The sequence below is a fragment of the Paraburkholderia sp. 22098 genome, from assembly GCF_052045935.1.
In the GTDB taxonomy this organism is placed as follows: Bacteria; Pseudomonadota; Gammaproteobacteria; order Burkholderiales; family Burkholderiaceae; genus Paraburkholderia; species Paraburkholderia caledonica.
On the sequence record NZ_JBQEPV010000001.1, the window covers coordinates 595,112 to 608,640 of the forward strand.

Below are 13,529 nucleotides of genomic sequence, written 5' to 3' on the forward strand. Positions count from 1 at the left end.
CTACCCCATCCACAGACGATGTCCGCAGGCCTGAATCCCGCTCAAAATGAAGCGGTCCGTTACCTTGACGGGCCGTGTCTCGTACTCGCCGGCGCAGGGAGCGGCAAGACGCGCGTGATTACGCAGAAAATCGCGCATCTGATCGAGGCAAAGGGCTTCGAGCCGCGCCACATCGCGGCGGTCACGTTCACGAATAAAGCCGCGGCGGAAATGCGCGAGCGCGTGGGAAAACTGCTCGAAGGCAAGACGCTGACCACGCCCGGCAAGGAAGGCCGCAAAGTACCCGTCAATCAGTTGACGGTGTGCACGTTTCACTCGCTCGGCGTGCAGATTCTGCGGCAGGAAGCCGAACACGTCGGCCTCAAGCCGCAATTCTCGATCATGGATTCCGACGACTGCTTCGGCATGATCCAGGAGCAGGTCGGATCGACGGACAAGGGCTTTATCCGCAAGATCCAGTCGATCATTTCGCTGTGGAAGAACGGGCTCATCATGCCCGAGCAGGCAATCGCGATTGCCGCGAATGAAGACGAGCACCAGGCGGCGATCGTCTATCGCAATTATGTGGCGACGCTGCACGCGTACCAGGCGGTCGATTTCGACGATCTGATCCGCCTGCCCGCCGAACTCTTCGCGAGCAACGAGCAGGTGCGCGACCGCTGGCAAAACAAGCTGCGTTATCTGCTGATCGACGAGTATCAGGACACCAACGCCTGCCAGTATGAACTGCTCAAGCAACTGGCCGGCCCGCGCGCGGCTTTCACGGCGGTGGGCGACGACGATCAGGCCATTTACGGCTGGCGCGGCGCGACGCTCGAGAACCTCGCGCAGCTCGGCAAGGATTTTCCGAAGCTGCATGTGATCAAGCTCGAGCAGAACTATCGTTCGACCGTGCGCATTCTCACGGCCGCCAACAACGTGATCGCGAACAACCCGAAGCTTTTCGAAAAGAAGCTATGGTCCGAGCACGGCATGGGGGATTCGATCACCGTCACGCCGTGCAACGACGAAGAGCACGAAGCCGAGTCCGTAGTGTTTCGTCTGTCCGCGCACAAGTTCGAGCGACGTGCGAATTTTCGCGACTACGCAATTCTCTATCGCGGCAACTTCCAGGCGCGCATCTTCGAACAGGTGCTGCGCCGCGAGCGGATTCCGTATGTGCTGTCAGGCGGCCAGTCATTCTTCGATAAAGCTGAAATCAAGGACATTTGCGCGTACTTGCGGCTGATTGCGAATGCTAACGACGACCCCGCGTTCATCCGCGCGATCACCACGCCGCGTCGCGGTGTCGGTAACACGACGCTCGAAGCACTCGGGTCGTTCGCGGGTCAAGCGAAGGTCTCGCTGTTCGAGGCGGTGTATATGGGCGGCATTGAAGCGCGCTTGTCGCCGCGTCAGATCGAACCGATGCGCGTGTTCTGCGACTTCATGCAGCGCCTCACCGACCGCGCCGAAAAGGACGCGGCCGGCACACTGCTCGACGAGTTGATGGATGCGATCCACTACGAAGCGTATCTGTACGACGCATTCGACGAACGTCAGGCGCAATCCAAGTGGCAGAACGTCCTGGAGTTCATCGAATGGCTGAAGCGCAAGGGCACGAAGGCGGAGCCCCAAGGCTCGGATGAATCCGCTGGTTCGGGCAATCACGAGGCAACCGGCTACGACACCGCGGACGGCTTCGGCGACACGGGCAAGAACCTGCTCGGCCTCATCCAGACGGTCGCGCTGATGTCCATGCTCGAAGGCCGCGAGGAAGACCCAGACGCGGTGCGGCTCTCAACCGTGCACGCATCGAAGGGGCTCGAATATCCGCACGTGTTTCTGGTGGGCGTCGAAGAAGGAATCATGCCGCACAGAGGCGGCGCGGACGACGAGCCGATCGACGACGCGCGCATCGAGGAAGAGCGCCGTTTGATGTATGTCGCGATCACGCGCGCGCAACGCAGTCTGCATCTGAATTGGTGCAAAAAGCGCAAGCGCGCACGGGAGACGGTGGTTTGCGAGCCGTCGCGATTCATCCCCGAAATGCTGCTCGACGACGCGCCGCCGCCGACGCCCGAAGAGGCACCGATGTCGCCGAAAGACCGGCTCGCAAGTCTGAAGGCGCTGCTGCAGAAGCCTTGAAAACCGCGGTTGGCGTGTGCGCGGCAAGACCCCGCTGATCTCAGGTGCCTCACCGGTTTTTGTGGAGAGGCGCGCTACAGTGGCGCGGCTGGTCGGTCGCACGGTCGTGTACCTTCGCGAATGTTTGCGCACCTTCGAGCCCGCCAACTGGAGACCGCCGCATGACCTCGCCGACGCTCGCGCCTTACACCCGCGCCCTCGAAGCCTACATCGACGCGAAAGACAACACGCGCGCGCAACGCATGCCGGATGCTTTCGCTCCCGACGCCGAACTCACCATTTCTCTTGCGACGTCGACAATCACCTTCCCCGCGCGCACGGTCGGCATAGACGCGATCACGAAGACGCTCGTCACCGATTTCGGCGCGACGTACACGCGATGCCGCACGTATTACTTGTGCGACTCGCTGAAGGTGTGCGACGGTGTGATCGATGCGCTGCCGTGGCTCGTGCTGATGCGTGAACCCGCCGCCGGCGCGTTGCGCGTGGGCCACGGCGTCTACCGCTGGACTTTCGATAAGACGCCCGCTGTCAGCCGCTTTCATATTCACATCGCACGCATGGACGTCGTGCCCGATGTAGATGGCGCGCTGCTCGACGCGTTGCAGGAAGGCTTGAGTTATCCGTGGCTGCCGCCGGCGGAATTGCACGCGCGTTTCATCGAGCTTGCACGCAGGACGCCGGCGCTCTCGTTTGTCGACGCCTTCGCTCGTCCCGTGGGCGAGCAATAAGGCGACATTCGCGCGCAAGAATCCGTCGAGCATGAAAAAATCCCTGCCCGCGTGGCTGCGGTGCAGGGATTGAGTTGTCGGATAAGCGGCGCGAAATTGCCTTCGCGCGCGATCAATGCGCGCTGGTTGGCGTTACTTCGCGGCACTGACCATGTAGTCGACGGCGGCCTTTACGTCCGCGTCCGAGGCGTTCGAACCGCCTTTGGGCGGCATCGCGCCCTTGCCGTGCAGCGCGTAGTTGTAGACGGTGTCCATCGGCTCTTTCAGGCGCGGCGCCCACGCTTCCTTGTCGCCGAACTTGGGTGCGTTGAGCACGCCGGCAGCGTGACATGCCTGGCACACCTGCTGGTACAAGGCCTTGCCCGCTTGCGATGCATCTGCGCTTTGCGTGGCGCCGGATGCGGGCGCTGCAGCTTGCGGGACGCTCGCCATTGCCGCCACTGCGGCGGCGGCTTGTGCCGCGCCCGCGTCGGAAGCGCCGGCGGCAGCCGTTGCACCGGAAGCGCCGGCCGCGACAGAAGCGGCAGCTGCGCCGGACGCGGCCGCCGCGCCCGATGCCGGTTGCGCCGGTTCAGCGAAGCTTGCGCCGGAATTGTTCGCCATGTACGTCACGGCGCGAGCGATTTCGAAGTCGCTGTAGTCGTCCGGGCTCGTGCCGCCGCGTGGCGGCATCGCGCCTTTACCGGCGAGCGCCGTATGCAGCAGCGTGTCGAAGCCTTGCGAGATGCGTGGTGCCCAGTCGGCAGTATTGGTGAACTTGGGCGCGCCTGCCGCGCCGGACGCGTGACAGGTCGAGCACACCGCCTTGTAGACTTCTTCGCCGGTCTTGTAGACGCGCGGCGCGTTGGCGTCGCGAATGTCGACCTGAGCGATAGGCTTGATGCGGGCACTGACCTCGGCTTGGGAGAGACTGTCGGTGCCGGCGCCCGTGCGCGTCGAATTGTCGACGTAATAGGCCAGCAGAACGATGATGATGATCGGCACAGCAAACCCGGCGATGACCGCGGCGATGAGCTGTCCTGGGGTTTTGATCGGGGCTCCGTGTGGTGCTTCGCTCATGCTTGTCTCGTCTCCGTGGGTGTGTGAGCGGTACAGCGCGACGGCAACTTCTTGTTCTTGATCGGCCACGGACGATTATAGACGCAAGCTTTCTGCGGCGGCGAGGGCCGCGGCGTGCTGTTCAGCAGGCGTTTACCCGCATCGCGCGAAGTCCTGCAAAGGTGCGCGAAACCACGGGAGACGGGCCCGAAGGCCGTCCGGTGGACGGTATGGCGGAAACCGGGTATCCTTTCGGTCTTGCTTTGGCGCCGCATCCGCTCAGTTTGCCGCGCTTTCGCGTTTCTTGTGTCAAAGCGCCCGTAGCTCAATGGATAGAGTACTGCCCTCCGAAGGCAGGGGTTGCTGGTTCGATCCCAGCCGGGCGCGCCAAAAAATGCCGTAAATACAAGGTCTTAAAATCGCGGTTCGAAGTTGTTCTGCGGTCGTACGGAAATTGTACGGAAAACCCCTCTGAATACAGTCTTTCGAGCAGGCCGGCCTCCGCTCTTCCTCCCCCCAGCTACTTTTCTCTCGTCGCCGCCCCGGTGGCTGCCAGCACGGGTGAGCGCACTTCAGACTCGGACCTAACGTTGCAATGACGAGGCTGATGTCGCTACATCAGCAGACCCTGTCCAATAAACGAGTGACGCGTATGATTCCGGCGTCCCTTAGAGCAAGGTGCCGTCGCGATCTTGGCGCGGGCAACACGATCATTGATTCCATCAGGTAGAAGAAGTCGCATGAACACCGTATACCGACCGCCGCGTCGCGAGCGCGATCTCAAATGGTATTTCGACATCACGCTCTCAAACATTGGCAACTGCTACATGCACCTCAAACCGGGAACCGGTGGGGAGGAATTTGTTAGCCAGATCCTGACGCCTGTCGCCGTGAACGACGATCCGTCCATCGAGGAGCCGATTGAAATTGTCATGTCTTGCGCGAGCGCAGAGGACCGGGCCAAAGGGCCAGATTGGGTAGCGCAAACGCCGTACGGTCCCATCATTGTCGGAAGTGCCTATTGTCTGCGCGGGATGCGGGCGATGAAGGCTGGCGACGCGGAACTGGCCTGGTCCCTGTTGGCGGATGCCCGCTACTGGGCTGGCGTGGCGATCTCAAGCAAGGGCATTGAGGAGGCACGCGAAAGTACCATTGCTTCGGTCAAGCGGGCAGCGGGGGTGCTCGGGGCGAGCGGCAGGGACAAGCTCTTTGAGCCCGTCAGGCAATTTGCGTACAAGATGGTGAAGAAGAAGCAGCCACCGCAAAAAGGCTGGCAGTCGCGTAACCATGCCGTGAAGACCATCAAGGACGTCACGTTGCGGTTTGCCAAGAGGCGAGGCCTCCAGATGAGCCCCGACCAGGCCGGCAAGACGATTGACGGGTGGCTGGCCGGCATGCCCGAAGCGGCGATGTTCTTTCCTCAGAGGAAGAACTCGAAGAAGAAAGGCGCCGCCACAGCCAGTACCGGCAAGATGATCTAACGGGTAGAAGTCTGGACTTGATTTGACAGACGGTGTCAGTCGTCGGTCTCAGTTCGGCCAGTTCCGGACATCCAGCTCTTGGGGCAAGTGTCAAATGAGTGACCGCTGCGCGTTTGGCACGCGACATTCACGATCGTCAACGCGAATCGATTCAGTCATCGCAAAACTGTTCGCTTTCATTCCGCACGATCTAAGACTCGGTGTGCCCAAGCACCGAGTTTTTCCCGCACGTGCGCGGTCTGCGCAGATTGTCGTGCCTGTGCGTGTTGACGTCGGCGGCAGGAATTCTTGCGATCGCGCTGTGACGAGAGCGAGCGCGCAGGCCTCGTGGCTGCGCTCATTCTGACGCTGCAAGCCCTCCCGTTCTTTGCACTTTATCAGCTGATGTCGATGTCGCTCCCGCTGTCGCGCCGTACAATGTCGATCCGTCACTCACGGTCGCGTGCGTCGAGCTGTTCACGTGAAGCGCCGCGCAATTCTAGGCGCTCCATCCGATGTGGATCCTGCTGCTGAGCCCGCTGCTCGCAGTGCTCTACACGAGCCCCGGGCGGCGAGGTCGCGACATCCGTCGCGGCGAAATGTAGACTCCGGATTTTCGTCACCGCGGTGGGATTCTTAAATTTTTCGTGTTCGCGCTGAACGGAGGCTATGCGGCAGGTGCGCAATGGCACCACTCGTATGACGCTCTGCAAAAAAAATCAAACAATTACACATAGACGTCGAGTGTGGCCGTTTCCGACCCCGTGTCGCCATGCTCGCTGAGGATGCCGCTACCGGGAACGGCAATGCTGTTGTCTCGGCGATACAGCCAGGTTAGACGATAGATTCCGGGGCTGAGCTGTGTGCCGCCAGGTGCGGCGGCATCGCTCTCCATCATGATCAGGCCGGTTCCATCCGCAGCGCGCAGCGTTGAAACGCTCGCGGGAACGAACGCCTCGTCGGGTGCGAACCGTCGTGCATGCGCGATGGCACCCGAAGGATCAAGCAGGCGCAGGTCCACGCCTTCGGCTGGAAGGCGGATGCCCGCGGTGTCGCCGGCTAGGAAGTTCTGATAGGAACACACCTCACCGGTTACGGACGGCGCCGTTACATCTGCCTCCCGTCCCGCGAACAGGCGCAAGCGGCGACCGGCGGCTCGCAGGCCGACCCCCGTCAGGGTCGCATAGGGAAGCCAGTCCGGCCGTGCGCTCTCCACCCGCAGCCGCGCGAAGCCCGCGCCGCCGGTCGCGGCAGCGAAGAGCGCCACCGATCCGGAGGCGAGGCTTGCGTCATGGACGTCGAACAGCGGCGCCCCGTCGAGCCAGGCGCGCAAGCGCGTTCCAATCGCCTCCAGCACCACGTCGGACCGTTGTCCTGCGACCAACGGCACCGCCCTGTCGCCGAGGATCGCGAGCATGCCGCCCGATCGGCGCAGCAGCTTGGCGTGACCACTACGGCTGTCCAGCAGCAGCAGCACATGGTCGTCCGGACCCTGCCACCGGAGCGCCACGCCCGACGCATCGGCAGGGTCCGCAACAATGCGCAGCTTGACGCGCACGTCCGTCCAGGCACCGTCCCCGGCAACGGCGTAGCTGCCCATCACGGTGGGATCGATGACGGGCGTGGGCGCGATCGGCGCCACCTGCTTCAGCGCCGCGCCTTCCGACCGCCAGAGTGAGCCGACCGCGAGATTGCCGAACTCGACGATCGTCCAGCCTCCTACTACTTGGTTCAGTTGATGCACGTCCAAGGCGCGGAACGAGGCGCCGTTGCAGCGCCAGGTGTAGAAGCCGACCTGGCCGCCACCGATCGCCGTGTCCCGGACCGCGCAGATGGCGAGGCCGTCGAGCGTTACCCGGATCGCGCCGCCGACGGTGTCGATCACCAGCGCATGATCGGCGCCGGCAGTGACCGCGCCATTGTCGTTCCAAAGCGACGTGATCACGCCACCCTTGCGCCGGATCAGCCGGCGGCCGGTCGTGGTGGAGAGCGAGAAGCGGTAGTAATTGAGTTCGTCGACATAGCGGAAGACCATGCCGAAGGCGCCGCTGGTTGGCGCGCTGCGGAGCACGGCCTCGATGCGCGCATCGTGGAAGGCGGTGTTCGAGACGAGGTGAGTGCCCAGCATGGCGAAGGGCGCGCCGCCCAGTGCCGCGGGCGTCCCGGTGAGCCGCACCTGCTTTACGATCCCGCCCGCCGCCGACCATTGCGACGGAACGTTGATTGGGCTGGCCGGCGGGTTCTTGACCGAAAAGCCGGCGAGGCTTGTGAGCGGCGGATCGAAGAGCTGTGCTTCCGCATGTTCCGCCGACTCGACGATGCCCAGGAAAGGATCCTCGAACAGCAACTGGCCGTCCGGCAGGTCCGGTGCATCGGCGCTGGCGAGGGTGCGGTATTGGACGCGCCAGCCGTCCGGATCTGCATCCTCGTCCAGCAGCAGGGTGACCGATTCTCCCGCAGGTGTGGGCGGGCCGGCCGGCGCGGGCGACCAGTCGGCGATGCGGATGGGCGCGGTCGCGGGCACGGCGTCGGCCGGCTCGGCGAAGGCCGGCCCGGCCCCGGCCGCGCGGTGCACGGCCAGCGTCGTGCGCGCCCAGTCGATCGGCTCGGCTGTGCGGAGCAACACCGCGGGGACGCCGCCCGCCAGCATGCCGGCGGTCGCCTCCATTCGATCTGTGTCCTGGCGGGCTGCGGGCCCGACGATCTTCTCGGCCAGGGTGGCGTAGGCGCGCCACTCGCTATCGGCGATGGCCGCCGGTAGGCCCGCGCAGGGCAAGGCGGCGGCGACGCCCGCGGCGAGCCCGGCATCGTCGGCCAGCGTCGCGCGCCACGTCCGCCCTGAGCCGCTGCCAATCTGGTGGAAGAAGTCGGCGAAGCGCGAGGTGGTGAAGGAGAAGTGGTAGACGACCGGAGCCGCGGCGCGCAGGTCGTCCACCCGCACATCGGCGAAGCGGGCGCCCTGCATTGCCCAGCAATAGAGGCCAATACCGCCGGTCGGGTGCGCACCATCGGCGACGTCGAACAGCAGGCCGCCGTCCTCGTAGACGCGGATGCGGGCGCCGACCACCTCGATCGTGATCGTCAGGTCCGCATCGGACGGGTAGCCTGTACCTTCTGCCGCGACGATCGTGTAGGTGCCGCCCGCCACCCGGACGATCCGGCGGTACGATCGCTCGCGATCCATGGCGAAGAGATAGTGCTCGTCCGCGTCGCGGTAGCGGAAGGCGAGGCCGATCGCGTCATTGTCGACGGGACGGAGAACCGCCGTGATGCGGTAGTCGGTCCAGTTGGCCGGCTGGTCGGGATGGTCGGGCGGTAGCGCCGGATCGGACGCCCGGAGCAGGATGGTACCCGGATTGGTCGGGTTGGTCGCGATGTCCGGGCCGCCCCAGATGTTTGACTGCTGCTCAACGTAACGCGTCGGTGGCATGCCATCCTGGACGATCGTCCAGTGCGATGGCGCGTCGCTAGCGCCGGCGTCGGCCACTACCCAGCCGCCGCCGGGCCCGGGCAGCGGCGCGCCCGTGCCGATCGCGCTCTGGCCGAGGCCCATGTCGGCGAAGGTCTCGTGCAGCAGCAGCGGGATCAGTCGCGCCTCGTAGCGAGTGTCCGCCAGCAGCACCTGCCCTTCCAGCCGCAGCTTGCGCGGCTTGACGATCTTGTTCCCTTCGATCTTGGCGCAGGTGCTGGCGTTCACGAGATCGACCCAACTCGTGTCGGTCCGGCTCAGGGCCAGCGTCTCGGCCCGGCTCCAGCTAGTAGGTGCGACCAGCAGCTTGCCGAAGATATCGCGCGCGGGCCGGTTGTTGCTGTCGAAAAGGTAGATGTTGAGGTCCCGCCCGCTCAGCCGGTAGAGCAGATCGACATAATCCTCGTTGAAATCCACTCCGACATCGTAGGCACGATAGACGGGCCGGGGCAGAGCCGGCTTCTGCCCCGCGCCGGGCACGGTGGGCGGCGTGGTCTGCCGGACATAGAGGGTAAGGTCGGCAAGGGCGGCAGCGGCTTCCGCGGGCGCCTGCGACGCGATCGGCTGGCTGAGCGCGGCCAGTCCCGGCGGTCCGGACGTGCGGAAGTAGCTGAACTCGGTGTGCTCGCGCGTGGTGTTGAAGGTGGGATCGTAGGCGAATCCACGCGTCTCCAGAGTGGTGACGATACGCAGCCGATATTGTGTATAGGGCAGGAGCACGTCGCCGGCGGCCTGCCAGTGCGCGGTCTCTTCTAGGAGATGCTGGCTCATCTGTTCGCGCCGCAGCTGCTCGTCCTTGCTCAGGCCGACCACCACGCAGAAGCCGGAGATGCAGAAGGGCAGCCCCTCGCCGCGGATGCGGACCGAGGCGAGATCGCGCCCGTCGAGCTCTGCAACGCCGCCTTGGAGCGTTGCAGAGCCAGACTCGCGCCCCTCATGATCGATGCCGACTATCTGCAGCCCGCTACTCCGTCGCATCGCGCAGATCTCAAAGAGCAGCGACTCGCCAGACGGTGCTCTGATCGCGATTCGGGCGATCCGGTCGCCGGACAGCATCAGCGTCTGCTGGCCGGTCGCTGCGGACGCGATTCGGTCGACGGTCACGCCATCGTCGCGAAGCGCGGTTATCTCCACCCGTCCGCCACCGACGCGGATGGTCAAGGAGACGGCATCAGCAGTAGCTGGCAGAACGACGTCGGCGGCGTAGCGCAGGTCCAGCCCGATCTGGCCGGTTCCTGTCTGGATCAGCTGGACGTTGGGCGGGGTGGCACCGTTAAAATCGCGAACGGTGATGGTCAGGCCGTCCACTACATAGGGGTTGGGCGCCGTGCGCTGCGGCGTGCCGCCGAAGTCTAGGCATTGCCGTCGGCCGTCGCCGCGGCTCTGAGTCGCAATGAACAGGCGAACGCGCTTCACGCTCCGCCCGAGACGAAGCTCGGCCTCGCTGTCCTCCGGGAAGCAGAGCATCGTGTCATCGGCGCTGGCCTGAGCGGTCGGCCGGACGGGGTAGGGCCAGCCCAGCGCAAACTCCGGATGGCCGGGGCAGCGCCAGGGTGACCGGGGATATGATCCAGGTGCCAAATCCCTGAGGTAGCAGCAGACCTCCTCGTCCGGTGGGATCGGCACGCAGGGGTAGTCGGCCATGGTGGCCGTCCACCAGTCGGACCATTCGGCGCTGCTGTGGCGCAGATAGTCAAACGCGGAGCGTGACCAGAGCGAAAGCTTGGTTTGGGCTGCCGGAGCCGCGGCGCCGGGAGCGCCGCCAGGCAATTGGGGCATCGGCGCCCACGCGCCATAGAGCAGCTGCACGCCCGGCTCGTTGTTGCCCGGCCCCCTCCGGGCGACGGCGGCCCAAGTGGCGGAGACGGGTTGCCAGCGGTCGAGCACCACTTCGCGGATCGCAGTGCGGATGCGCACGGGGCCCTCGTTGCGGGCAGGATCGCCGATCCACTCCCAGCCCGGGTCGGGGTGCGCGTCCGGGAAGACAGGCTGAGGATTGATGCCGACTAGCGCGTCGTCGTTGACGTTGCGGCCGAAGCTGATCTGTGGACGCGCATCGAGCGGGATCACCGGCGCGTTTGGTGGCGGGGGGGCGGCGGCGACCGTGGCAGGCGATTGGTCGGGATCGCCCAGGAAGCCGTCGTTGTCCGGATCGTAGTTGGGAGCCAGCAGGGCCGGCGCGACGGTGCGTGGCAGCGGCCATGTCGTCGTGACCTTGTTGTGCCCGATCGCCACGTCCTTGAGTGGCATTGGCAGCGGCGGCCTAACCGGCTCGGGCCCCCACTGGAGCGTAATGCTCACGTCGAAATCGGGTAGCGGCCACGGCAGGCCGAGATGTGCTGACACATCCATCTTGATGAGGAAAGGATCGAACACCTCGGACGCGGCACGCGCGTCCGCGCTGATGTCAAAGCCAAAGCCAAACACGCGCAATTCGGCCCGGCCGTGCAACCACAGGTCCCCGTGGAAATGCGGCGGCTTGAAGGGGAGGCCGGCGTTGCCTTCGATCCACGCCTCCAGCGAGGCGCGTACCGGACCAAACGTCCAGTGGCCGTCATAGCCCACGAAGGCGCCCGTTCCAAGCTGGTGCGCGTCCAGCATCAGGTAGGCGTTGGATTCAAACAGCTTGAAGATCTCGGCCCGGATACGGCGCTCGCGTGGGTCGCGCTCGCCAAGGTACAGGTGCCAAGCCATAGGATCATGGAAGCTGAAAAAGGCCTCCATGCCGCCGCTAATCTCGATCAGCTCGGCGGCGTCGGCGAACTTGTAGTCGATATCCAGGCCGACCAGGAATGTGCCTTCGCGTCCGTCGATCACTGCCAGGGCGCGGAACAGAGGGTCGTCCGAGAGCGCGGAGCGTTCCTTGAGCAGGTTGGCCTTTCCCTCGATCATTAGGATCGGTCCAGGGAAGACAATCGCCAGCAGCATTCGGCCCGCGAAGGTGAAGCCGTTGTCGGGCAGCGTGCCGAGGGTGACTCCGGCACCCAGGCCCAGACTGCCGGCTTGGTTGCGCCACTTGACGAGATCGGTGACGCCCACCTGCGGTTTCTTGTACCATCCCTCGCCCGGGGCGACGCCATACCAAGGCTCGTCCGGCGCCTTGTCCGGCTCCATCTCGAGCGCGAAGAGGCCGGCGATTCCGTAGAGGCCGAGGCCCGTAGTCCAGAGAGGGATGCCGACCGGCAGTTCCGCGCCCAGATAGATGGCGAAGAAGCTGCGGCCGCCGGCGGTTCCGACCACCAACTGCCCATCGATCTCCATGTCCAACGTGGTGAGCTGTAGCTTGATCGCGCCGTCGAAGCGCCGCACTCCGCCCGGTAGGTCCCGCATCGAGACCTCTCCTTGGAAGCGCAGTACGTCTGGCACCACGAACTCCACGCCCACGCCGTTGAGCGTGAGCGCGGGAGGCCGGCCGTCGTCGTACCAGGAGACGCGGAGACCTTCAACGCTCGCCCCCGCGCTCATGCCGTCGACGAGCTTAAGGGCGCCGCTGAAGCCCAACCAGCGGGCGCCGTCGTCCGTGCTGCCGAAGCCCAGCCGCGTGATCTCGAAGCCGAAGCCCGCGAGGTTGAGATGATAGCCGTCCCGCAGGTCGAGCCAGCCGCCGTCGATGTGGACATGGCCGTCACTGTCGATCGACAACTCTCGCACCTCCACCTGCGGCCAGTCGAGCCCGCCGAGCAGCGGACGCACCCCGCCGCTCAGGCGCACCACGAAACGCCCCTTGTCGACCGCGAAGCCAAGGCTGTCGACCGAAAGCTCTATGATGCCTGGTTTCGTGAGCGTCACCAGCCCGTTGCCGCCGCCCAGCGCCACCGCGAAGCTGCCGTCCAGCCCCAGCGCGATTGAGATATCCACGGGCGCATCGAAGAAGGGCAGGGCTAGCGTGCCGCGGATGTCCGATCCCGTGAGGGCATTCTGGGTGAAGGCGAGTCCGGCGTGTACCAGGGTCACGTCCATTCCGAACAGGGAGGTGGACAGCGCCGGCGCGAAATCCACCGCCACGCTGCCGGAGAAGCCGCCGTTGCCGATGAAAGCATCGTCCATGGAGAGCGTGCCCACGCTGCCGGAGAGGCCGGCCGGCAGGTGCACGGCCCCATGTGCGATATGGACGCCCTTCCATCCGGCGGGCTTGCCGGGGGGCGGAGCCGTGCTGTCGAGGAAGATGCCGATGTCCTGCGCCTCGATGGCGATGCCGCTGTCGCCGATCATCACCGGCGGTAGGTCGATCGAAAAGCCGGCCTGCACGCTGATGTTGCCGTCGAAATCGAACGTCAACGTGACGTCGGCGAGCTGGATGTCGACGAACGGCCTGGTCGGATCGACCTCCCACACCTCGACCCCGTTTGAATCCGGTGCGCCCTTCCGCGCGGCGCGCAGCAGGTCCCCGTGCAGCCGGAGCGCAACCGGCACCGACACGAGGGAAATGGACGGCATGGGCGCGGATTGGAACTTCAGCATGAAGCTCGTGGCAGTGCCCGATGGCGCGATCACGAGCTTCACCGCGTCGAGACCGGGCACGCCGAGCTCGACGCTCGTCTCGAACAGCAGTCCTGTGGCGACGGTGATGTCAGGATTTGTCTGGACGTTCAGCGGCTCCATCCAGACATGCTCGAAAGCCTCGACTTTCGGCAGCTCGACGATCGATGCCGGCCAGAGGCTCTCCAGATATTGCTGGACGGGGATGAAGATCTGCTCGGTCAC

5 protein-coding genes and 1 tRNA gene are annotated in these 13,529 nt (G+C 64.9%); 4 read left to right on the forward strand and 2 right to left on the reverse strand.

Features of this window, described 5'->3' with window-relative positions:
* The first annotated feature begins 18 nt into the window (after positions 1–18).
* Together ACTJLB_RS02645 and ACTJLB_RS02650 are read left to right on the forward strand one after the other, a co-directional pair.
* Positions 19–2,127: a UvrD-helicase domain-containing protein gene (locus ACTJLB_RS02645; RefSeq protein WP_440782378.1), complete on the forward strand. Its 2,109-nt coding sequence runs from the start codon at positions 19–21 to the stop codon at positions 2,125–2,127.
* Between the two features lie 161 nt (positions 2,128–2,288).
* Complete coding sequence (locus tag ACTJLB_RS02650) at positions 2,289–2,858, forward strand: hypothetical protein (protein WP_440782379.1); 570 nt, start codon at positions 2,289–2,291, stop codon at positions 2,856–2,858.
* Positions 2,859–2,990: 132 nt separating this feature from the next.
* Here the strand turns inward: ACTJLB_RS02650 and ACTJLB_RS02655 are convergent, their stop codons facing one another.
* Positions 2,991–3,917, reverse strand: a complete 927-nt coding sequence (locus tag ACTJLB_RS02655) for a c-type cytochrome (protein ID WP_440782380.1) — start codon at positions 3,915–3,917, stop codon at positions 2,991–2,993.
* 293 nt (positions 3,918–4,210) lie between these two features.
* Between ACTJLB_RS02655 and ACTJLB_RS02660 the strand changes: the two genes are divergently transcribed.
* A tRNA-Arg gene (locus ACTJLB_RS02660) sits at positions 4,211–4,286 on the forward strand.
* A 350-nt stretch (positions 4,287–4,636) separates the two neighbouring features.
* Positions 4,637–5,377, forward strand: a complete 741-nt coding sequence (locus ACTJLB_RS02665; protein ID WP_440782382.1) for a hypothetical protein — start codon at positions 4,637–4,639, stop codon at positions 5,375–5,377.
* Positions 5,378–6,083: 706 nt separating this feature from the next.
* Here the strand turns inward: ACTJLB_RS02665 and ACTJLB_RS02670 are convergent.
* Positions 6,084–13,529: a hypothetical protein gene (locus ACTJLB_RS02670; protein WP_440782383.1), complete on the reverse strand. Its 7,446-nt coding sequence runs from the start codon at positions 13,527–13,529 to the stop codon at positions 6,084–6,086.